The sequence below is a fragment of the Sulfitobacter sp. AS92 genome (assembly GCF_038900015.1).
In the GTDB taxonomy this organism is placed as follows: Bacteria; Pseudomonadota; Alphaproteobacteria; order Rhodobacterales; family Rhodobacteraceae; genus Sulfitobacter.
Genome location: NZ_JBBMQL010000007.1, coordinates 46,957 through 70,005, shown reverse-complemented (window position 1 = coordinate 70,005; position 23,049 = coordinate 46,957). Strand labels below are relative to the sequence as shown.

At 56.4% G+C, this 23,049-nt stretch carries 15 protein-coding genes; 3 read left to right on the top strand and 12 right to left on the bottom strand.

What is annotated here, in order from left to right:
• The first annotated feature begins 11 nt into the window (after nt 1–11).
• Nucleotides 12–1,829, top strand: coding sequence for an AMP-binding protein (locus tag WNY61_RS13260; RefSeq protein ID WP_342851900.1), 1,818 nt, complete (start codon nt 12–14; stop codon nt 1,827–1,829).
• 6 nt (nt 1,830–1,835) lie between these two features.
• On the opposite strand, the gene WNY61_RS13255 is transcribed toward WNY61_RS13260, so the two are convergent.
• Nucleotides 1,836–2,267, bottom strand: coding sequence for a DUF1489 domain-containing protein (locus WNY61_RS13255; protein ID WP_342852017.1), 432 nt, complete (start codon nt 2,265–2,267; stop codon nt 1,836–1,838).
• A gap of 155 nt (nt 2,268–2,422) precedes the next feature.
• On the opposite strand from WNY61_RS13255, the gene WNY61_RS13250 reads away from it, so the two are divergent.
• Nucleotides 2,423–4,702, top strand: coding sequence for an adenosylcobalamin-dependent ribonucleoside-diphosphate reductase (locus tag WNY61_RS13250; RefSeq protein ID WP_342851899.1), 2,280 nt, complete (start codon nt 2,423–2,425; stop codon nt 4,700–4,702).
• A 409-nt stretch (nt 4,703–5,111) separates the two neighbouring features.
• Here the strand turns inward: WNY61_RS13250 and WNY61_RS13245 are convergent, their stop codons facing one another.
• The 10 genes from WNY61_RS13245 to WNY61_RS13200 all read right to left on the bottom strand — a co-directional run bounded on the left by WNY61_RS13245 (nt 5,112) and on the right by WNY61_RS13200 (nt 19,913).
• Entirely contained in the window at nt 5,112–5,504 is a 393-nt protein-coding gene (locus WNY61_RS13245) for a hypothetical protein (protein WP_342851898.1), read from the bottom strand.
• Complete coding sequence (locus WNY61_RS13240; RefSeq protein WP_342851897.1) at nt 5,494–5,844, bottom strand: hypothetical protein; 351 nt, start codon at nt 5,842–5,844, stop codon at nt 5,494–5,496. The genes WNY61_RS13245 and WNY61_RS13240 overlap by 11 nt, the downstream gene beginning before the upstream one ends.
• A 297-nt stretch (nt 5,845–6,141) precedes the next feature.
• A complete protein-coding gene (locus WNY61_RS13235) occupies nt 6,142–6,555 on the bottom strand; it encodes a hypothetical protein (RefSeq protein WP_342851896.1) in 414 nt (137 codons plus the stop codon).
• 1,191 nt (nt 6,556–7,746) lie between these two features.
• A complete protein-coding gene (locus WNY61_RS13230; protein WP_342851895.1) occupies nt 7,747–9,555 on the bottom strand; it encodes an ATP-binding protein in 1,809 nt (602 codons plus the stop codon).
• Nucleotides 9,552–10,871 (bottom strand): SIR2 family protein, encoded by a 1,320-nt coding sequence (locus WNY61_RS13225; RefSeq protein ID WP_342851894.1) that lies wholly within the window; start codon nt 10,869–10,871, stop codon nt 9,552–9,554. The genes WNY61_RS13230 and WNY61_RS13225 overlap by 4 nt, the downstream gene beginning before the upstream one ends.
• A 263-nt stretch (nt 10,872–11,134) precedes the next feature.
• A complete protein-coding gene (locus WNY61_RS13220; RefSeq protein WP_342851893.1) occupies nt 11,135–12,544 on the bottom strand; it encodes a hypothetical protein in 1,410 nt (469 codons plus the stop codon).
• A gap of 231 nt (nt 12,545–12,775) precedes the next feature.
• Nucleotides 12,776–14,260, bottom strand: a complete 1,485-nt coding sequence (locus WNY61_RS13215; RefSeq protein ID WP_342851892.1) for a hypothetical protein — start codon at nt 14,258–14,260, stop codon at nt 12,776–12,778.
• A complete protein-coding gene (locus tag WNY61_RS13210) occupies nt 14,257–16,002 on the bottom strand; it encodes a restriction endonuclease subunit S (protein ID WP_342851891.1) in 1,746 nt (581 codons plus the stop codon). Before WNY61_RS13210 ends, WNY61_RS13215 begins: the two co-directional genes overlap by 4 nt.
• Nucleotides 15,999–17,447 (bottom strand): class I SAM-dependent DNA methyltransferase, encoded by a 1,449-nt coding sequence (locus tag WNY61_RS13205; protein WP_342851890.1) that lies wholly within the window; start codon nt 17,445–17,447, stop codon nt 15,999–16,001. The genes WNY61_RS13210 and WNY61_RS13205 overlap by 4 nt, the downstream gene beginning before the upstream one ends.
• A 3-nt stretch (nt 17,448–17,450) precedes the next feature.
• Nucleotides 17,451–19,913 carry a DEAD/DEAH box helicase family protein gene (locus WNY61_RS13200; RefSeq protein WP_342851889.1) on the bottom strand — a complete coding sequence of 821 codons (2,463 nt, stop codon included), beginning with the start codon at nt 19,911–19,913 and terminating at the stop codon, nt 17,451–17,453.
• Nucleotides 19,914–20,433: 520 nt separating this feature from the next.
• On the opposite strand from WNY61_RS13200, the gene WNY61_RS13195 reads away from it, so the two are divergent.
• Nucleotides 20,434–21,819 (top strand): IS1182 family transposase, encoded by a 1,386-nt coding sequence (locus WNY61_RS13195; RefSeq protein ID WP_342851888.1) that lies wholly within the window; start codon nt 20,434–20,436, stop codon nt 21,817–21,819.
• A gap of 232 nt (nt 21,820–22,051) precedes the next feature.
• Here the strand turns inward: WNY61_RS13195 and WNY61_RS13190 are convergent, their stop codons facing one another.
• Entirely contained in the window at nt 22,052–22,945 is an 894-nt protein-coding gene (locus WNY61_RS13190) for a LysR family transcriptional regulator (protein ID WP_342851887.1), read from the bottom strand.
• Nucleotides 22,946–23,049: the final 104 nt, after the last annotated feature.

The following is a 23,049-nucleotide window of genomic DNA, read 5'->3' as shown; positions in this document are numbered from 1 at the left end:
GGAGGCCGCAGATGGCATTTGATGAGTTCAAAGGCGATTTCGCACCGCTGGTGCGCATGGTGCACAACCATGCCAGCAATCGGCCCACGGGCGTGGCGATGCGGCAGAAAGAATTCGGCATCTGGAATGAGATCACCTGGGCGGGGCTGCAAGAGATCATGCAGGCCACAGCCGCCGGGCTGGTCGATCTGGGGCTGGCGCCGGGCGGCCATGTCGGCATCCTGAGCGAAAACCGCAGTGAATGGGTGCAGGCGCAGTTTGGCATCAATGCGGCGGCAGGGGTGGTCGTGGGCATGTATCCCACCAGTCCGGCGGCGGAACTGGAACATCTGGTGAATGCCTCGGATACCACTGTGTTGTTCATTGAGGATCAGGAGCAGCTCGACAAGATCAAGGAATTGCAGGGCCGCGTGCCGCAGTTGCGGCAGTTGGTGATCTTCAATCCTAAGGGTACGCGGGGCGAGGATCTGCTGGGGCTGATCAGCTTTGACGATTTGCTGGCGCGGGGGCGGGCACGGATTGCTGATCTGGCCGACGATCTGCGCGCACGTCAGGCCGGGATCGAGCCGGATGACACGGCGATGATGGTCTTTACCTCCGGCTCCACCGGACTGCCGAAAGCCGCCGAGATTTCTTATGGCAACATCCACGCAGGCGTTTCCGTAGCGCGGGATGTCTTTGGCGACTATCCCCCCGGCACTGATGTGCTGAGCTATCTGCCGCTGTGTCATATTGCCGAGCAGGCGGTCACTGTGATCAATGGGCTGGCGCAGCAGTTCGTGATGAATTTTGGCGAGAGCCTGCGCACCATCACGCTGGATTTGCGAGAGGTCGCGCCGCAGGTGTTCTTTGGTGTGCCGCGCATTTGGGAGAAGATGCAGGCGGGGGTCTTGGTGCAGGCGCAAACCGCCGGTCCTTTGCGGCGGCCCATGACGCTGCTGGCGCTGAAGGGCGCACAGCGGCGCGGGATGATCCGACGCGAAAAGTGGAGCGCAGGGGACCGGATGGCGCATGCCTTTTGGGATACGCTCGTCTATCGCCATATCCGCAGCTATCTGGGGCTGGGGCGCACAACTTTTGCCATTTCCGCCGCTGCCCCGATCAGCGCTGAATTGCTAGGCTTCCTGCGCGGGATCGGGGTGAACATCCGCGAGGCTTGGGGCATGTCCGAAACCTCGGGCGTGGGCACGATCCAGCGCGCGTGGGGGCAATGCGATGGGCGCATCGGCTTCCCGGTCAGCGGGGTGCGCACCAAGATCGCCGAGGATGGCGAGGTGCTTTTCGCGGGCGGGACTATCTTTAAAGGGTACTACGAGAACCCCAAGGCCACTGCGGAGGCCATTCAGGACGGCTGGCTGCACACCGGAGACGTGGGCCGGCAGGAGGCCGACGGGTCGATCACCTTGGTGGACCGCAAGAAGGACATCATGATCAACGCAGCGGGCAAGAACCTCAGCCCCGCGCATATTGAGAACGTGATCAAGGCCAGCCCCTTTATCAAGGAGGTAATCGCCGTTGCAGACAAACGGCCCTATGTCGGGGCGCTGGTGCAGATCGACATGGACACGGTGCGGCTCTGGGCCGAAGGGCAGGGGATCGCCTATACTACCTTCCGCTCGCTGGCAGAGCACCCGGAGGTGCAGGGTTTGATCGAAGCCGAAGTGGCCAAGCACAACCGTGATCTGGCGCGAGTTGAGCAGGTCAAGAAAATCTGGCTGATGCGAAAGGAATTGGACCACGACGACGGCGAGGTGACCGCGACGATGAAGGTGCGCCGGGCCAAGGTCTATGAGGTCTACGCCGGGGAGATTGAATCGCTGTACGGCTGAGCCGACTCAGAGCACACCGATCTCAGCCAGCGCCCGGTTCAACTCCACCGGCAGATCAGCCTCATCCTCGCGGCCCTCGGGCAGGTCGGGCGGGGCGTCATCGGGGTTGAGGTAGCGCCAGCCTTGGAAGGCGCGGCGGATGCTGTTCTGTGTGCGGACGATTTCGGGGTCGAGCACGATGGCGCAGCGGCGTATGCCGTCGGCGCGGGTGATTTCGTCGAGCCGGATGATCCGCTGGCGGCATTGGATCACGCCTTTGATCACCCAATAGATCGACCCACCCTTGAGAATCTCTGCTTCACGCTTGGGCCACATGCGGGTCACATGGCGCGGCAGACCGTCTTTGGTCCGCAGGTCTTTACGCGCCTGCCACTTGGCGAGGGTCTCGATGCCCTCGGTGCCGACCGAGAGTTTTATCAGGTTGATTTTATCGGTCACATCGCCCCCCAGCGATTCCATTCATCTACGCCATATAAGGTAGTTGGATTTCAATCACATGCAAATTCTTGTATGGTGGAAGGTGATTTTGCTATTTTCCTCCCGGCATACCCTAGTTAGAAAGACCCCCTGCCACTGACCTCAGGAGTTATCTCATGTCCCGCTTTACTGCCCCGATCGCCGAACAAATCTGGGATATGAAATACCGCTTTAAAGGGGCTGATGGCACCGCCAAAGACGCGACGGTGGAAGACACCTGGCGCCGCATCGCGCGTGACCTCGCGCAGGTCGAATCAAAGCCCGATGTTTGGGAAGACAAGTTCTTCGGTGCGCTGGAGGATTTCAAATATCTCCCCGCCGGTCGCATCACCGCAGGTGCGGGCACCGCGCGCCGTGTGACGCTGTTTAACTGCTTCGTCATGGGCACCGTGCCTGACAGCATGTCGGGCATCTTTGACATGCTGAAAGAGGCCGCGCTGACCATGCAGCAGGGCGGGGGGATCGGCTACGACTTCTCCACCATCCGGCCGCGCGGCGCGGATGTGCTGGGTGTCTCGGCAGATGCTTCTGGCCCGCTGTCCTTCATGGATGTCTGGGATGCGATGTGCCGCACGATCATGTCCGCCGGTTCGCGCCGCGGCGCGATGATGGCGACCATGCGCTGCGATCACCCCGATGTCGAAGACTTCATCACCGCCAAATCCGACCCGGCGCGCCTGCGCATGTTCAACATGTCCGTGCTGGTCACCGACCCCTTCATGGAAGCGGTGAAAGCGGACCGCTCGTGGGATCTGGTTTTCGGAGGCAAGGTCTACAAGACCGTGCAAGCGCGCGACCTGTGGAACAACATCATGCAGGCGACCTATTCCTACGCCGAGCCGGGTGTGATTTTCATTGACCGCATCAACGCGGCCAACAACCTGAACTATTGCGAGACCATCGCCGCGACCAACCCATGTGGCGAGCAGCCGCTGCCGCCTTATGGTGCGTGCCTCTTGGGCTCGATCAACCTCGCGCGTCTTGTGGCACAGCCTTTCGATGAGGCCGCCCATCTTGACCAAGACGCGATGAGCGAGCTTGTCGCCACCGCCGTGCGCATGATGGACAACGTCGTCGACGTGTCGAACTTCCCGCTGCCCGAACAGGCGAATGAGGCGCAGAACAAGCGTCGCATTGGCCTTGGTGTTACTGGCCTTGCCGACGCGCTGCTGATGGTCGGCCTACGCTATGGCAGCGATGAGGCTGCGGCGCAGACCGAAGCGTGGCTGAAGGCCATCGCGCGTGCTGCCTATCTGGCGTCGGTGGACCTCGCCAAAGAGAAAGGTGCTTTCCCGCTGTTTGACGCCGAGAAATTCCTCGCTTCCGGCACCATGCAGCAGATGGACGACGATGTGCGCGACGCGATCCGCGAGCACGGCATCCGCAACGCCCTGCTGACCTCCATCGCGCCCACCGGCACGATCAGCCTCTATGCGGGCAACGTGTCTTCAGGGATCGAGCCGGTCTTTGCCTATGCCTATACCCGCAAGGTGCTGCAAAAAGATGGCAGCCGGACCGAAGAAGAGGTCGTCGACTACGCCGTGCAAATGTGGCGTGAGCTGAAGGGCGACACACCGCTGCCCGACTACTTCGTCAACGCCCAGACCCTGCCGCCCGCCGACCACGTCAAGATGCAGGCCGCCGCGCAAAAATGGATCGACAGTTCGATCTCCAAGACCATCAACTGCCCCGAAGACATCTCCTTTGATGACTTCAAGGACGTCTACATGCAGGCGTGGGATATGGGCTGCAAAGGCTGCACCACCTACCGTCCGAACGACGTGACCGGGTCAGTCCTGAGCGTGACGTCGGAAAAGACCGACAAGGCCCCCGCCGACAGCCCCGATCAGGTCAGCGAAGGCGGCGAGATCGTCTATATGTCAGACCCGCTCGACCGTCCGGCAGATCTCGAGGGCAATACCTACAAGGTCAAATGGCCTGACAGTGAGCACGCGCTTTACATCACGGTGAACGACATCGTGTTGAACGGTCACCGTCGGCCTTTCGAGGTCTTCATCAACTCCAAGAACATGGAGCATTTCGCTTGGACCGTGGCGCTGACGCGGATGGTCTCTGCGGTGTTCCGGCGCGGAGGCGATGTCTCATTCGTGGTCGAGGAGCTGAAAGCCGTCTTCGACCCGCGCGGCGGGGCTTGGATGCAGGGCAAGTACATCCCGTCCATCCTCGCAGCCATTGGCGGCGTGATCGAGCAGCACATGATCGCCACCGGGTTTATCGCGGGCGAAGGCATGGGGCTGAAGACGGACCCGCAAGCGAAGGTTGTCGGCCTTGACGCGCCGCGCGGGAAGTCGTGCCCGTCCTGTGGACAGTTCGATCTGCGGATGGTTGAAGGCTGCATGACCTGTGGGAGCTGCGGTCATAGTAAGTGTGGCTGATTGGGGTGATGGTTTGAGAGGCTGATCTGACCACCAATAAATAGCCATCGGCCGGGCTGAAATGTCCATTTCGCAAGCAAAATAGGTCAATCGGGCGGAAACGCCCGATTTTCGCGTTTCAGGCCCCCTTATGGGCTAAATGGGGGTTCGAGCCTGTCAGGGAGGATATGGGGCGGGGTTGTGGCCACCAAAAACAAATTCTTGTTTTTCCGTCCACCAGAGCCATCCGAATGTGCAGCCGCAACGCCAGACCGATCAATCCTTGGGCTACCTTTGATAAAGTCTCCCGAGTATCCAGAGGCGTTTCAGCACATCACCCATATTCTGAGTTAAGACCTGAACCCAGTCCAGGTGTTGCAACGAGAAAAGGGCGGCTCGCGCCGCCCCTTCATATCGTTTTTCAGTGTTTCTATCGTGAACGCTGAGCGCGTAGCGCGCTTTCGATGCGTGCGAAGGCTTTGATTGCGTCATGCTTTGAATGACGCCCAAAACAAGAGGGGCATCGAAAGCTATCTCCGCTCCCCTTCTGGATCGAATATCCCAAAGCTAAGAAGGCCTCCAAAGCGATTGTAGTCACCGACAAGGACTGAGAGGTAATTCCGGTGACCGAAAGACCTACGATTTCGCGGCTGCGCTGAGTGTAAAGCCGATCAACCAGCAGCAGCGCTTTCGATTTTGGGAACTTTTGGTTCAGCCAGAGCGTGATATCGCAAATATCTTGCTCTGGCCCGAATGAGCCAGGGTGATCTTTCAGACGCTTTTCTTTGATGATCTGCAACACACAACGCAGATCATTCGGCATGGCGAAACCTCCCGCGGATTTCGCTGATCCGGGCTCCATGCCATCGCGCCATATCGGACGCGGGAAAGCTGCGCTCGGACCCAATGCGGTCGAGCGAGGATGGCGACTGATCCGCAAGAAAGCGGGTGATATCATGCACCGCGTCTTCGACTGCATCCGCGTCTGGAAAAGGATGGCTGAAGGCGCTATGCAGACGGCACAGCGCTTCGAAGCCCGCGGGATCGTCAAGCGCGTCGAGCAGATCGCACAGACTGGCACCATTTCGGCGCAGATGTCTTTCGGTCGCGGCGACCGCATCAAAGCGCGCTTGGCTGATATTCGTGGTGTGTGTGTTGAGCATGACTGTCTCCCTTGCATGCATGAAAGGTGCTGGTGGTGCCTATTCATCGGCGTCATGTGTGCTGCTTTCGGGAGATCCGGGGAGCATGTTCCTTTCAGTTGGTTGCGGATGCTGGTGCTGGTGCTGGTGAAGAGAACATTGGTTGTTCTTTCGAGAGACGAAGAAGAAATTTTCCGCGCGGAGCAATTTATTGTTCCTGCCCCCTCTTAAACGATGTTCTTTTCCGCTTGGGCGTCTTGCGCCGCGCCGCCAAAAGAGTGTCGCCGGTCGCACGCACTACGCGACCGGTTCCGCATGTCAGGCTGCCTTCTGCGCCGGGAGATCGAGCGCCATTCTCCTCCACTCCGCGTCCAGATCGCTGATGTCGATCAAAAGATCATAGAGCCGGTCGGTGAGCAGGCAGTGGTTTTCGACTTCCTCGCTGGCGGGATCGAGGAAGACCCAAGCCGAAAAATCGGGTTCGTATGCCTCAATGACAGGGTCCAAAGAAAGGAGGCGGTGGAGATCGACCAACATGAGGCGTATTGTGCGGTCAAGGCGTGGTGCCTCGCGCAGCATCGACATGAGGCGCAGAACGCGGGCTGTTCCAGCCTCGTCGGCGATCAGGCCCGCGGCGTTACACAGGGCGGTTCCGTGCTCGGCGAAAAATGTGCGGACGATGGCAATCTGGGGTTCTGTGGACAGGGTCTTCGTGGGGAGCGTGCGCAGCATGATGGTCCTCCTGTTTGTTGCGCGTCTGCCGTTCGAGGCAGCATCAAGCCTGTGGGTGGTCCTAAGGTTAGCGTTTGCGTGGAGGCCTCTTCGTTTCTGCTTCTTGACATGGAGATTGGCCAACCTTCCCCAGCACGAAGCAAAAACTTCGATCTTTCTGAAATTTCGCCGCCGAAGATTCCGAACCATGCCATCCCGATTTAAGCGGGCGTAGTGCTATCACTGTCGCCTGTCCCCAGAAGGTCATCCTCACCGACCTTATTTGGAACCCTCGCTTTAGGGGCTGAGGGGATCCAGCGATGCCCCGAGGCTGGAATGTTGAAGTTTTTCGGGTTTTGGCCAGAAAAATGCTTCCATCTAACCGCGACCATTCCAATTCCTCTGTATGACGGACGGGCATGGAGATGCCCTCGACGACCGCACGATGAGCGAAGAGAAAGGAGAAGGCACAAATTCCAGATGACCTGGGCGCTCATGAAATTTGTACATCACTGAAGACGCAGCGCGCTGCTGGGATCTGATCATTCCCCAGAGATGTTGGCATTCACTTGAGTGGAAGCCTTGACGTGCATCCGAGACGCCATCCCATTTCGTCTGTCAAGAAGGCTGACTTTGGCGGCCTTCGAATTCCCGGCCACCGACGGGAGACGACAACGAGCGCGGTGGCGCTCGTTCTAAATGCAGCGGAAAACCGATTACTTTGAGCTCCAGCTTACTATGACCGAGCGGCCTGGGTTGCCGATACGGACACGCGCGTGTCGCGCGGTGGTCGGAGGTTGCTTGGCGGGTTGCCTCGCGGCACCGCATGGTTCTGCATCAGGCGGCCAATGGGGCGGTTGTTGCTGCGTGCATTTTCAGCCAGCTTGTCTGATTTAAGTCACATTGGATTCAGCTGATTGATTACGTGCTACGAAACGTAGTGATCTCGCTCTCGAGAGTGTCCGCCCCCACCCCAAAAAACTGGCTACTGAGCAATTAAAACGTTCCTGCATGACACCGAACGGTAGGTGTAAGCTTTGGCCCGTTGAGCCCACCGTATCCCGCACGAATTCCAAGGTCTAAGGTTACGAGGCAAACGGCCCTTCGCGGCCATTCATACAACGCCCCAGATGCGGCTGCCCGGCCCGCCGAAGCAGTAATTCGCTGCGCGCGGAAAATTTGCAGCTTCCCGGAGGAGAAGCAATCGTGAAGTCAGTCATCAATTACGTCGCCAACTTGCTGACGGCCCCAGAACATCTGATAGTTCGGACCATGGCTTTCTGGTTGCTGACCTTTTTCGGGTTTGCTCATCATGATCGGCAAAGGTGCGGGCAGGTCGGGCCCAACGATGATCGCTTCGCCCTGTGACAGCGATGGGATGAAAGCAGCTGCGCTGCGATCCAGATCACCGCACGCTCTTTCGATGGTCTCGCGGTCTCGGTCATTGGTAAGCCTGTGAACAAACAAGGTTCCAAGCTGACTTAGAACATCTTGGGGTACATCTCTGGGCCGCTGAGTCGCAATCACTGTGGTAAGCCCATACTTTCGGCCTTCCTTTGCAATTAGACCAAATGCATCAAGGCTCACGCTATTGGAGTCATCGCCGACAGATCGACCGATAAATTGATGCGCTTCATCCAGACAACAAACGAGCGGGTTCTGGCGAAACTGGCCCCGCCGTGCAAGGCCGAGAAGGTATCGTCCCAGTGCATTCAAAAGCAATTCTCTGGTGTTGTGCTTGAAGCTCACCTTCTCGAAGGAAAGCACCATTGCTTTGGCATTTGCATCGGATAAGAAACGATCAATTTCTCGACAAATGTCCAGGCCATTATCTGAGAACAGGCAGGCCAATTCGGGGGAGGTTAGAAAGGTTTCAATGCGGATGATCAGTGAGTTACAGTATCCGACGGCATTGGTGTCGAGTTGACCATACCTCGATGCATCACTGTTATGCACTGGCCGCACGCACTCATTTCGCACCTGCCGAGATAGTGCGCTGAAACTAAATCGGCAGGTTTCAACTGCCAATTCGTCTGCAAGTATCAATTCAGCTTGGCTGTATGCGAGGCGACTCTGATTTGCTTTTTCAATGGTTCCTTGCCCATCCACAACGACATGCCCAACCGGAGCATCGCCCCTGCGAATTAACACATTTCGCCTTGAGCCGTTCTCCTCGACGGGGAAACGTTCTGCATCAGCCACCAACACCCGAGCCATTCGAAGGCTCTTCGTTGCACTCCGTAGGGCTGGACCCTGACTTTGACCGGTTGGAGTAAGAAGTGCGTGTAGGTCCAGTTCCGACAAGTTCTCACTCGGGAACCGCACCAAGGGCTGATCTTCATTGCCGGTTTCGCTGAACGAATACTGCCATGCGCCAGCCACCTTTCCTGTGAATTCTCCGGTAGGATCAAACAGAATGCATTTCCCACCGATACGCACGATCTCATTGACGAGACGGGAAACCGTCCAGCTCTTCCCACCGCCAGTAGCGCCAAATACTCCGCAATGACGCCCGAACAGTTTCTCAGGCGGAATGCTGAGTGAAGCATCGTCCAGCCCGGATAGGTGCCCCAGTTCGACGAGCAATGGCTCATTGTCTCCCCTTACATCCCCTTCTAAGGCATCCTTGATGGAATTGGACAGCGCCCCACCGTGCGCGAGATACACCCCATCACCGACCCTCGGTTGTGTACTAATGCCGCGCGTTACCTTCCGGGTTGTCTTGCTTACTGTCGCCAACAACTGGACGCGGCCCTGCGGCTCTACTGTAGGATCGGTTTCAATCTGGTGTTCAAGAACGTTTCGTTGCCGATCTGGAATACCCACCTCCGTAACGCGCCCTAAGATCGCTGACCGGTCGCAATCGACGAACACGAAATCGCCCACAGAGCCTTTTGCCAGCCCTCGCCTACCAAGGGCGGCAAGCGCATTTGGCAAGGTGAGTTCCACGAAACTTGCCGTCACTCTTGTAACCGTTCCAATGCGCTTGGACGGGTCGATTAGGGAGGCAAGCTCGCTCATACGCCGTCACCCTCGCGCAGCTTTTCAAGCCGATCCTGCAAGAGCTGGCGATCCGTCTTGCCCGATATCATCGGCAAGGCGTCGGCAAGGTCTTCGAAGCGGCCATTCAACATCGTGATGCGCGTATCGCCTTGCTGCACAAGTCGCGCGATCCTACTCTGGTAAGGACGCTGTTCCGACAGGTCGAGGTCGATCTCTTGTGCCCTTTCATCGAAGAGCTTGTGATGCTCCACGAACCCACGATCACAAAGGACAAGACGCAGCGACAGGTTCGTTTCTATAGCTGACCAGATAGGGGCGCTGATATGGTCGTCTGCGAAACCGAAGCCGGAGACGATCAACGTTGTATCCGGTTCCCGCAGGGCGGCCTGCAACGCGGCGAACATGTCGAGATAGGGGCTTTCGAACGCTTCTTGATATTTCGAAGATCGAGGATAGATCAGGACTGGCTCGCGGTCTTCGCCGGGATCATCCAGGCTTCGAATGACGACAGCATCCGACCTTCGCCGCCAGTCCACCGAACCGTGCAGCTTGTACAGGTGGAACACCCCGTCGAGGTAGTCGGCCTTCGTGCTGGAAGCGGCCCGCCTCACGATATCATGATCGAAGTGATCGCGGTTGAACCGCTGTTCCGCACTATGAGAAAATCCGTCGATCAGCACGACGCCAAGGCGGAGACCCGCGGTCTCAATGCACAGATCGTAATTCGTGGTGAACAGCTTGACCCTGGGCTTTTCTGGTGAGCGGCGGGCGAATTTGCGCAGAAACCCGGTGTGCGCAGGCAAATCCGTGTCGCTGCGTACGAAGCCGACCTGAGCCAGAATTTCGCGCTCTGCGGTGACCACAAAATCTTTCAGTTGCACCAATCTGGCACGATCTGGAAATGCTGCATCTTTTTCAGCTCGAACCTCCAGCAACTCGATGGACATCTTGCACAAACTCAGCAGGGCCTCAATGTTCTCTTCGCCCTCCGTGGGCACATGTCCAATTACAGATTGCGCCACGGCGTTGAAATTGGTTTCGCCGCAACCTTTCTTGACCGCCTCCCAAAGGTGCCACATTCCCGGTGCGTCTGGACCACCGTCGTTTGTCGCCGAGAAAGACGCCCCAGACCCCAAGAGCACGACGACATTAGTTGAGTGCAGCGCCGCCAACAGGGCCTCTTCGACCTGATCCTTGCATCCGGCCTTGGGTTTCTTGGTGGGATCGTCTTGGTCTTCTTTTTCACCTTCCCAGCGCAGCCACTTGCCATCCCGTGTCAACAAGCGCAGCAACTCCTTCTTGCCTACCGGCTCGCCATCCCAATAGTTTTTCACTTCTTACACCTGCGCATACAATCCTGAGGCGAAGTTAGTTTACTTAAGCAGACAGGTAAATTGTCCAAAAGGCAGATAACACCGGCGGAGGTGGCGTACTGAGACGGCAGTAAAATAGATGTCGGCTTCCGATGTGGAGCTTTTACAACTTGGTCTGGCAGGCAGGAACTGGAATTCGCCCTGGCTGTCGTTGTTGTGATCGGGCCTAACCGGACCTTTATGTCTCCTGATAAGCTACAGCGTAGCCTCATCAATACTCGAACTCACTTTCTGACAAGCCCGGTTACAGATGCGCCAAAAACAGCTGCGGAGAACCAACCCATGAGAATGTAGCCCCAATAAAATATTAGAAATGGGCGAATGGGCTCAGCGGTCCTTTCAAGCAAAGCCCAATCTGAAGCCTGCCGGAGATCGATGAGGGGAATAAACACATCAGCTGCGTACGCTATTGGGTAGAATCTTGGAGAATTCGCTCCATAGGTAGACGCCCCATTTATCGAATTTTGCGCTACCTGAACTATGTTCCCATTCTCGTACAATCCGGAAAATACCCAGCCACCTATTGCAATCATGATAATGGACCAAATGATACATCTCGCAGGCCGATATCCGTACCCTGCGAATGCCCAAAACATAGTTGAAACCAGCCAACTCCAGCCCGCAATCAAAAACAATGCGAAATTGTCGGGGCTCCATTTTCGCTCATTCTCAAGTTTCATCTTGAGCACGAACTGATCAAACGGATTCGAGGTCATTCTGATCTGGTGAGCCAGTTTTGTAACGTTTCGGCTTCGGCGCAAAAAATCGGCATCTCGCTGATAATTTAGCTTTCTAATCGCCACTTTCTTTGCTTCGTTCTCTCGGCCAGTAGCGTGCAGTACTTTCACCAACTGTTCGAACGGTTGCGGCCTAAAGTCGTCGGTCAAGTGGGGTTCGTACTGCCTCTCAAGCCAATCAAGTCTATCATAGTAGATAGTAGAGGTGTTGCTCTCAACAGAACCATACGTAAAGCCAGCAAGTCTGAGTTTGCCTTTTGATGGCCAGCTATCTGGATCGTCAACGAGGCACCCGACGCTTGTATTCGTGAGGTCCACGATCCCCCACAGATTTTGAACGTGACGCCAAAAGAATGCTTCTTGGATTTCTGCAGCTTCAAGAGAGATTGCCAGAGGATGGCCAAGGAATTCACCTCCAGAACATCCAAGTTGGCCGCCGATTTTTGCCCCCCTCGCCACTACGGGATAAAGTGTTCGAAAACCATAGCTAAGAATTATGCTTCCCTTACAATTAATCTCACTTAAGTGGATTCGCCCGACTAATGTTCCAGTAAGGACCAGTTCAATGATCGTAGCGCCAGTAAGATCCAAATCTCCGAAAATGTTGCATTTTCGAAGTGAAACCGGACAATCGACACTACAACCGCGTAAGTCGACGTTGCCATTGATTTGAACCCCTTCAACAACAAGGCCTTTTGGGGGCAGAAGATTTTCCCCCAGGTTGCCGAGAAGTAACTCTCTTAGAAACGATCCGCGAACGACAAGCTGGCGTATTTCAGTTGGATGCTCCAAGTGATCGCTTTCGGTCGTTCCATCGCACAAGGTATCCAGAAACTTAATTTCAGATGGTAAGAGAGTATCTATTTTCTTGTTCCTAAGCTTATAGTCGACGCACATCCGTCATGCTGCCTTAAGTAGCCTACTTTATCGATTCCAGTCGAAGCAAACTGCGTGGTCGACTTTAGTTGGAGTGTGTCTGTATTTGCGTGGCTTGATGCTGGTTATGTCAGCGCAGAAAATGTCTTCTATCCTCCCTTCGAGTTGGGAATGCTGCTGCCTGGGGCACGCCGAAATTGTGTTTGCGAGGCCATTCACATTGTGCATCCGATGACCAGAATTATCCTTTCCTCATCGCGCTTCAGGTTCTCCCACTTCTCGGACCAATTCGACAAGCCGTCGAAACTCAGTGTCGTCAGATGCCTGCTTCCAGAAATTGATGAAGCGGCACACGATCTGCAGATTATCTCGGGCGTAGTGGCCGTTGCTGTCGATCCGGTCGAGGGAGGGCAGCATGTTGTCGTCTGTTTGGGTGCCTCGAAACTGGAAGAGTAGCCCGGTGATGGCGCAGCGGTCTTCCTGGATCTTAAGCAGGTCTCGGATCAGCTTGTCCAACTCGGCGTCGGTCATCTGAAGTTCCTTGTTCTTTACCGTCGTAGGAACAACCTGGCCGTTCGAATTGAAGACCGTACGGCCGACCGAGTACTTGATGTCGGCGATTGATTTTTCACGTGCACCAAGATGTCTTTCGCTGGCCTTGGCGCCATTGGCGAGTTCGCCCTTTGCCTCCTTGCGCAGCAAGGTAGAAAACACCCAAAGCAGGGAATGCGCGTCGATCAGGCGGACCTCGTCCAGGCCAGCCAGGTTGGCGATCGGGGTGCGAAGATCATCCAAGATCGCGTTGAACTGCAAATAGTTGTCCGAAGTGCAGTGACGCAGTGTGCGGAACTCCAAACCGATTTCCCCGAATACCCTATCAAATCCTGTTGGCTGGATCGGCATGAAACGATCCATGTCCTTCAAGAAGAACAGGTAGGCGATTAGGGGGTATTTCGTGCCAACGGCCTTGCTCAGTTCCTCAAAGATAGCCCCCTCGTCGCGGTCCGTGCGGTAAAGTTGAAACAGCAGGCGTTCGAGAGTTTGCAGCCCGGTTCCGGTCGCCGCAGCTTCGATCAGGGCGCGGTGCTCGCGGTTGGCGTGACCGAAACGGTTCTGCCAGAACACCATGTTGTTGGTCAGATCGCCGTGGGTGGCCTGGATCTCGATGGCGTCGATTGCCTTGGCGACGATCTCACCGGAGCCGATCTGATCTTCTGTCCAGCTGTCTGCGTTGAGACGGCTCAGCGCAACGTCGCGCACGCGGGGTTTGTAGCTTTCCCAAGCGGCGATGAGGCCTTCGTCGAACCGGGTGAAGGGCTGGTCATAGCCTGTGATCAGGGACTGGAAACGGGCGAAGGCGCTGGCGAAGTCGATGCCTTCCAGCAGGTCCGGAGCAGGCGCGGCTGCGACGGAGCCGCCGTCATACCAATCAACGAAGCGCTGCAACGCGGTGGGGCTGTCGATTAAGGCGCGCTGTGTGTCTGCGGACCGCAATGGGGCGAGCGGGCCGTTGATGTTGGAATTGCCGTTGTTTGGCTCGGCCTGCAGCTCGACGCCATCAATTCGGGGCGGCGCGGGTGGTTGAAACCAGATGCTGGTTTCCTGAGTGGTACGATGGATCGCCAGCACACGCCCCACGGGATTTCGGAAGCCGACTACGTATTTCGAGGCGGGTTTCGCGGGATCACCGTAGCGGGCAAAAAGGAGGCGTTCAGCCTCGGCAGGGGCAAGTGTCATTCAGCGGCTTCCATGGTCTCGGATACAGGCTCCAGCGCTTCCTGGAGGAGCGCTTCGAGGAGGCGGGTGCGGGTGGTGTCGGCGGTGATCAGGGCGGCCTCCAGCCGGTCGCAGAGGGCCTTGAGGGCGTCGACCTTGGCCACGATGCGGTGTTGTTCGGCGAGAGGCGGAATTGGAATTGGGAGCGCTCTTAATGTCCCGAGATTCACACCTTTATACGCGATACCCCTCAGGTTGCCCTGAATATGATCCCAGAAGAACGGTGAAAGCATCAAGTAGACAATATACTGAGCCAAAATGTTATCAGACACCGGGATGACTGCTACCTCGCGCGCAATATTGTAGCCGGCCAAAGACTTCGGAACTTCGGCTACGCCACCTAAGGTGCCACGGATGTTGATCAACACCTCGCCGCCTTCCAGTCGAGTTCGGATATATTGCTCTTCTATGGATTCTTGCACAGTTCGGACTGTTCTTGTTTCGATATAGCCGGGTCGCACATCGCTACAGCGCAGCGTGGGAATGCCGCCGGTCTTTGGTTCGTTTCCAAGCTTAATGACGCCGTAAGATATTTCTCGGTTTGGCAGGAGAGTGTCCTGTACAGATGCACGCGCCCAGCCCAAAGGTACTGGGAATGGAAGGTCATAGCCTACTGAGTTCCCTGTTTTCTTAGGTTCCCTGACAGAGTTGATCTTTGCCAATAGTGCTGACGCCGGTTCATCCGCCGGGTCCTGTTCCACCAGTTTGCCGCGGACGGCGAGGTTGAGGATGGTTTGGCGGAGGATCTTGATCTGGTTGGGGCGCGTGGTGAGGGCGGGGAGCGCCTCGAGGGCGAAGGCGGCGTGGGTGGGGAAGTCGTCTTCGCTGGTCGCGGAGCCGGACGCAAAACCGGTGCCCACTTTTGCTGGCTCCGCTTGTGCCGTGGTATCCGGTGCGGTCAGGCGGGCGAGGCTGGCGGCGGTGAGCTTGTCGCGCAGCTCCTCCCGCGTCTTGCGGGCCTTCTCAAGCCGATCACAAAGCGCCATGAGCTCATCGACCTTGGCGACGATCCGGTGCTGCTCGGCGAGAGGGGGGAGTGGGATAGGGATTGTCAACGCTCGAGCTTGGTTCAGCTTTGCTCGAGTAGCCCCAACGACGCGGCCAGAATAGTCAAAGACGTTCAAATAATGGGCAACGAAATCAATCGAAGTAAGGATACACTTAAAAACGTGGGCGTGGTTGTTCACCCACGTCTTGCCACTGATTTTGTAAGCCTTGTTGCGCAAGGGATCATGGAACGGCACCCCGTCCTCTCCCAGCAGGACCAAGTCATCGTCGAAGATGAAATCGTCTATCCATCCTTGCTGCTGTGTTGCGCCAAAGTATGGATACAGCTTGTCTTGCGGCAAACCATCAATTCTCTTGTCACGCTCTGTGCCGTTAATCGGCTTTCGCATGAAGTCCAGACACGCAGCCACCGTTCCCAGGCTCGTCCAAACCCAACCCGATGGAATGGCAAACTCGGCTTCGATAGCTGACTTGGTCTTTTGAGGTTTAGGTGCTTTTATATGGCCACTGCTGACCAGCTTGGCTTTTTCTACCGCGATCTGCTCCAGCAGTTGCGATGCAGGCTCATCCGCCGCATCCTGCTCCACCAGCTTCCCACGCACCGCCAAATCCAGCACAAACCGCCGCAACCTTGCGATGGCATCCGGCGCTTCGCTGATCTGCTCGTAAACCTCCAGCAACCGTTCCGCGTTCATCGCGCCAGCGCCTCGGTCAGGATGGCTTTCAGCTCGGCCCGCAGGCTGTCGACCGAGGCCTCGGCCTTGGTCAGGTCGTTCAACAGGGTCTCGGGGTCGCCCCAGTCCTCTTCGACGACATGCGGGTTCTTGATGTCGAGGTTGAAGCCGCGCTCGCGGATCTCGTCGATCGACACTTTCCAGGCGCGCTCGCTTTCCTGCCGCCCCTCGCGGTTCGGCCCGCCCCACCATGCGGCGCAGTCGTCCAGATGCTCCAGCCGGATCGGCTTGGTCATGGAATAGGCCTTCTGCGTCTCGGGGACGCGGTGTTCCCAATACCAGATATCCTGCGTGGGCTGGCCCTTTTCAAAGAACAGCAGGTTGGTGCCGATGGAGGCGTAGGGTTTGAAGACCGAGTTCGGCAGCCGCACGATGGTGTGCAGGTTGCATTCCTCAAGCAGGTGTTCCTTCAGCCGGGTTTTGATGCCTTCGCCAAAGAGCGAGCCATCGGGCAGAACCACGGCGGCGCGGCCGGTGTCTTTGAGCAGGCGGATGATGAGGGCGAGGAACAGATCAGCCGTTTCGCGGGTGCGGAAGGTGGGGAAGTTGTTCTCGATCCCGTCCTCTTCCTTGCCGCCGAAGGGCGGGTTGGACAGGACGATGTCGACCTTGTCCGCCTGTCCCCAGCTGACCAGCGGGCGGGCGAGCGTGTTGTCGTGGCGCACCCAGGACGGCTCCTCCACCCCATGCAGCAGCATGTTGGTGACGCAGAGCATGTGGGGCAGGGGCTTTTTCTCGACTGCGCGCAGGGAGGTCTGCATCAGCGTCTCGTCCTCGGGGCGCTTGATGTGCTTGTCGCGCATGTGGCGCATGGCGCAGGTCAGGAAGCCGCCGGTGCCGCAGGCGGGGTCAAACAGCACCTCGCCCGGCGTCGGGTCGATCTGCTGTACCATGAAGGCGGTGACGGCGCGGGGCGTGTAGTATTCGCCGGCGTTGCCCGCGTTCTGAAGGTCGTTCAACAGCTGTTCGTAGATGTCGCCAAAGTGCTGGCGCTCGGTGAGGTTGTTAAAATCGACTTCGTTGATCTTGTTGATCACCTGCCGCAGAAGCTGGCCGGATTTCATGTAGTTGTAGGCGTCCTCAAAGACATCGCGCACAACCTTGGCACGGGGGCCTTTTTGCGGGGAGAGTTGTTTGAGGCGCGGGAACAGCTCGTCATTGAGAAAATCCAGCAGCGTGTCGCCGGTAATCCCCTCGGGATCCGCCGCCCAGGTCCGCCATTGCAGATCTTCGGGGATGGGCGATGTGTAGTCATCTTGCGTGATTTCCAGTGCCTCGTCCTGGTCGTCCATGATCTTGAGGAAGAACATCCAGACCAGCTGGGACATTCGCTGCGCGTCACCGTCGACGCCGGTGTCCTTGCGCATGATGTCTTGGATGGATTTGACGAGATTACGGACGGACATGGGTTAAGCACTTTCTTCGTAGAGCGCTGTTTGCATCTCATGCACGGCGCGAATGTAGTCGTTCTTTTTGCCGAAGGCGCGGATCAGTTCGACCTCGGTGCCCATGCCGGAGAATGGATTGATCTTAAGGATCTTTGGGTCGTCGATACTGATTACGCCGTCGTCGGAGTATTTCTCAAGCAAAGCTTCAAGAACAGCGCGAGCCTGCGGGCCGTATTTGGTGAATACATCTCGCTTGAGCACATTGTCGGCACGCTCTTTTCGGGTCAGCGGCTTGGCGTCAAATGCGATATGGCAGATCAGGTCAAACGGGTCGAGGTCAAACCCCAGTTCGTCGGCGATCACGTCGAGGGGCAAACCCTCTTCGGCCAGCTCTTCGACAAGCGCGTGTTTCCGCTCTGTCTGTTTCCAACTTCTCAGGAAGTCATCAAGGCTGGTGAAGCGTTGGCGCATGGCCTTCCGAGTGTAGTCGCGGAGTGACTCGGTCACGAGCTTGCCGTTCTCATCAAGGTATTCGACGCGCTCAGCGACGATGTCAGCGCCTACGCCATCGATATAGACCTTGGGGCGCGGTCCGGTCTTGGTATTGCTGGTGAGGTTCTGGTTGTTCGGATCGATTAGTACGGTCTCGTTCTCCGCAGGACTCTCACTGCCCGATACGCCACCGCCATGCGCCGTCTCGGCTGGCGTTTCGTCCGGCGGGGTAACAGGGTCATCCGGACCGGGCTGATAGATTTGGACGGGTTCACCATCGAAGTCTGGATCAGCAAAATGGCTTGAGGCGCCGCGGAAATCCATCAGTGTGAAGAACAGCTTGCGCGTATCTTCATGCACCCGTGTGCCGCGCCCAACGATCTGCTTGAACTCCGTCATGGACCCGACTTCGCGGTCAAGCACGATCAGGCGGCAGGTCTGAGCGTCGACACCGGTAGAGAGAAGTTTGGATGTGGTCACGATCACGGGGTATGCAGCCTCCGGATCGATGAAATTCCCCAGCTGATCAATCCCGTCTTTGTCATTCCCAGTGATCCGCATCACGTATCGCGCATTCTTTGCGACCAGGTCAGCATTTTCGTTGATAAGCGCTTGGCGCATACGCGCTGCATGCTCTTGATCCACGCAGAACACGATGGTCTTGGCCATCGGGTCGCCGCTTTCGTGTAGGAACTCGGTTATCTTCCGCGCGACGAGCTTGGTGCGGTCGTCCAGAACCAGCGTGCGGTCGAAATCCTTCGCATTGTAGATGCGGTCCTCGACCTCTTCGCCATCCCGATCCAGCTGGCCTTTTTCCGGGCGATACCCCTGGACGTCACGGTCGACGTGAACTTTGATGACTTTGTAGGGCGCAAGGAAACCGTCGCGGATGCCTTGCTTTAGGGTGTAGCTGAAGACCGGAGGCCCGAAGTAGTCGATGTTCGACGCGTATTCCGTTTCCTTGGGCGTCGCCGTTAGGCCGATCTGCACCGCCGAAGAGAAGTGGTCGAGGATTTCCCGCCAAGCTGAGTCCGCCGATGCGCTACCCCGGTGACATTCGTCGATGATGATCAGATCGAAGAAGTCTTTGGAGAACTCACGGAAGATTTTCTGGCTTTCGTTCGGCCCGGTGATCGCTTGGTAGAGCCCAAGGTAAATTTCATAGGAGGAGTCGATGCGACGCTTCTTGTCCATCGCAAGCGTGACGCTCTCCTTGGTTCCGTCTGGCCGCTCGATGGTCTTTGACTGGGTCGACAGTTTCGCCATCTTGCCACTGAAGGGACGGAAATCGTTGACCATGGTTTGGTCGATAAGGACATTTCGATCTGCCAAGAACAGAACGCGTTTTCCGGGAAACGCCTGCCGAAAGCGCCAGATGATCTGAAAAGCCGTATAAGTTTTGCCGGTGCCCGTCGCCATGACCAGAAGGACGCGATCCTGCCCCTTGGCTATCGCCTCCATGGTTTTGTTAATGGCATTCACCTGATAGTAGCGCGGTTCCTTGCCCGACCCGTCATCGTGGTAGTCCTCAAGAGCGATCTTTTCCTCAGTATCGGACAGCCCTTTCCATGTTTTGTAGCGTTGCCAAAGATCTTGGGGGCTGGGAAATTCATCTAAGCTCAACGACTGTTCGATATCAGATGATGATCCAGTCCGATCGTGAAAGACGAAGCCATCGCCGTTCGATGAAAACACGAACGGGATATCCAGCGTTTCCGCATAGCCGAGTGCCTGCTGCATGCCCCCGCCGACGGGCTGCTTGTTGTCTTTCGCTTCGATAATGGCGATGGGGATGTTGGGCTTTGCTGAAAGGATGTAATCAGCACGCTTGCCTTCTCCGCGGCTGACCATCTTCCCGCGGACGATGATCCGTCCTTTGGTAAAACTCACCTCTTCGCGGATCTGGCTATTTACATCCCAGCCTGCTTTAACAAGGGATGGTGTAATGAACTTAGTGCAAATATCGCGCTCGCTTAGGCCCCGCTTGTTCATATTATCCTGCCAAAATCAAAAACGAAAAAACTATCTTCTGACGCTACTTCGGAAAACGCGAACATGACAAGCGTGCGCTATCGCAAAGATTGAAACGCACTCCTGCGCTTTTAACCTGACACGCCGAGCCACGCCGATTAACTTCGCCCTATGACAACGGCAGATTGGTCAGATACTGAGAACGATACTATTGTTCGGGGTATTTTTCGATGCTCAGCGACGAGCTATCGGGCCGTCGATACAACAAGGTCGCCCAGAACCCAGCCCTTTGCAGTAAGTGGTGCAAATCGCGTGGTGCGGTCATGTTGCAAGGGTTACAGACAACGTGAAGCTCCCGAAGCAATTTTCGTGAGCTTGTCTATGTCAGCTATGCGGACCTTCCTGCCGTTCGCTGCAATCGCTCGATCTGTTCCGCAGGAGCGAGAGGTCTTGTTGTAAGGGCGAATTCTGTTGAAAAACTCTTCTTGATTTGGGGGTCTGCCACTGATTCAATTTGCTTGTGAATGCAAGGGGATTGACGATGTTGGGACCAAAGCAAGAGGCGCAAGGCGCGCTTTTTTATGAGTTTTCCATCGACGATCATGTGCCTCAAGACCACTTGCTGCGGTCGATTGACCGGTTTGTGGATCTAAGTGGCATCCGTCCACATCTTGCAGAATCTTACAGCCACACTGGCCGTCCCTCAATCGATCCAGAGCTGCTGATCCGTATGCTGTTGGTTGGATATTGCCTTGGTATCCGTTCTGAACGCAGGCTCTGCGAGGAGGTTCATCTGAACCTCGCTTATCGCTGGTTCTGCCGCCTTGATCTTGCGGACCCAGTGCCGAACCATTCGACCTTTTCGAAGAACCGACATGGGCGTTTCCGCGACAGTGATCTGTTGCGCCACTTGTTCGAGACGACCGTGGCGCGCTGTATCGCAGACGGTCTCGTGAGTGGCCAAAGATTTGCGGCAGACGCCAGTTTGATTGAGGCCGACGCCAACAAACAGAACTCAACACCGAAGAAAGATTGGGACTTATCAGCAATTACGCCACAGGATGCTCCGCGTGCGGTGCGAGAGTATCTCGACGTTCTTGATGATGCCGCCTTCGGCGCAGCATCCGAGGTGGAACCTAAGTTCACATCCCACTCTGACCCTGCAAGCCAGTGGACTGCTGCGCGCAAAGGCCCAGCGTTCTTTGCCTATTCGACGAATTACCTGATCGATACCGACCACGCCGTGATCGTAGATGTGGAGGCGACACGGTCAATCCGGCAAGCAGAAGTTGGGTCTGTGCGTTCAATGCTGGATCGGGTTAAAGACAGGTTCGACTTGCACCCCGAACGGATCATCGCGGACACCGCCTATGGATCGGGCCCGATGCTCGGCTGGCTTGTCGACCGCAAGATCGCACCGCACATCCCGGTGATTGATAAAGCGGGTCGCACCGACGGCACGTGGAGCCGCGCTGACTTCGAATGGGACGCCGAGAACAACCAATACATTTGCCCAGAGGGTGAGCCACTGAAGCAGTTCCGACGGAATTATTCCGATCCAAACCGAGGCCCCAGCGGCAAGGGCGTCGCCAAGTATCAGGCGCTAAAACACACCTGCCAAGCCTGTCCATCAAAAATGAAATGCTGCCCCAAAGCCGATGCGCGCAAAATTACCCGCGAAGAACATGAAGACGCTCGCCAGGTTGCACGCGACATTTCCAAGACCAAACAATATGCAATCTCAATGCGGTTGCGAAAGAAGGTTGAGATGCTCTTTGCGCACCTCAAACGCATTCTTGGTCTGGGGCGGCTCCGATTACGTGGACCATGCGGTGCAAATGACGAATTCCTGCTCGCTGCAACCGCCCAAAACCTCCGTAAACTGGCCAAGATCTTTCCTGCACCGCAGCAAATGAGCAAAGCCTGATGAGAAAGGCGCTCGCGCTTGGTTTGAAGCCCGGCTTTCTGCGCCTGCAACACGCTGTTTTTCCACAGAATCGGCGGGTTCCGGACTTTAGCTGCAACCGCACGGTGCTGCTGTTTGAACCGGCCATCAAAAGGTTTTGGTCACTATTGTGGATGGGACCGCCCCTACCTTCGCGCGTGATCGAGGTCAGGTAGACGTTAAAAATTTGTAACCGAGGGCGGCCGGCTCTAAATCAGGTCCGCAGCTGTTTGGTCTGTTCCAACAGCCAATTCTTGAAGAATGCCGGAGCGGATGATCCAGATGTGTTTTTGTCCAGACAAATTTCATACCAGATACATCTTATCGTCCGCTGATCCATAGCGACAAGTTGGCCTGAAGATAGTTCACGCTCGCATAGGATATTATCGGCGAGTATAACGCCCTCACCATCTATCGCGGCATCAATTGCGAGCGAGAGGTCCGAATATACCTTGCCGGATTTCCAGCCAAGGCTTTGCGGTTCATGGGTCGCATACCATTTGTGCCACGTCTCTTTGCCGTTGTCGTGAATAAGAATTGGTCTGTTCCAGTCCACACTGGCATTTTGGGGCCTAAGTTGGGCATTAAGTTGTGGGGACGTTGCGGGATAACCATCTATTGGAAATAGACGGTCTTTGGTGATTCCGCTTCCAGGCATTCTGGTTTCGAAGTGAATAGCAATATCTGCATGTCCTTCGCCAATCTTTGAAGGGCTCCACGCTGGTCTCAGGTCCACTTCGATCCGCGGAAACAGGCTGCAAAACTCAGTAATACGTTTGCGCAGCCACAGGGACGCAATCGCAGGCTCTGCGCTGACTACGACGGCACCTGAGCGGGTCTTGCGCAAAAGTGCTTCACTGGCGTCGGTAAGCGTTTGAAGTCCGCTCGCAATTTGCGGCAATAAGTCTCGCCCGTTTTCGCTAAGCTCGACGCGGTTGCGATGCCTGATGAAAAGATCGGTCCCGAACCAGGCCTCAAGATTCTTGATATGTTGGCTGACGACGCTGTGGCTGACATTCAACTCACTTGCCGCCTTAGCAAAGTTGCAATGTCTTGCAGCAGCTTCAAAAACCCTGAGCGCGTTGAGATGACGGAGCGTGTTCTTCATTGAGCCACCGTAGTTAAAACCTTCGCTGAGGGCAAGTTAATCGCGCTTTAGGTTTGGAGATGATGACGGATAGGCTTCCTTAACGAATTGCTCCCTAACGCAGA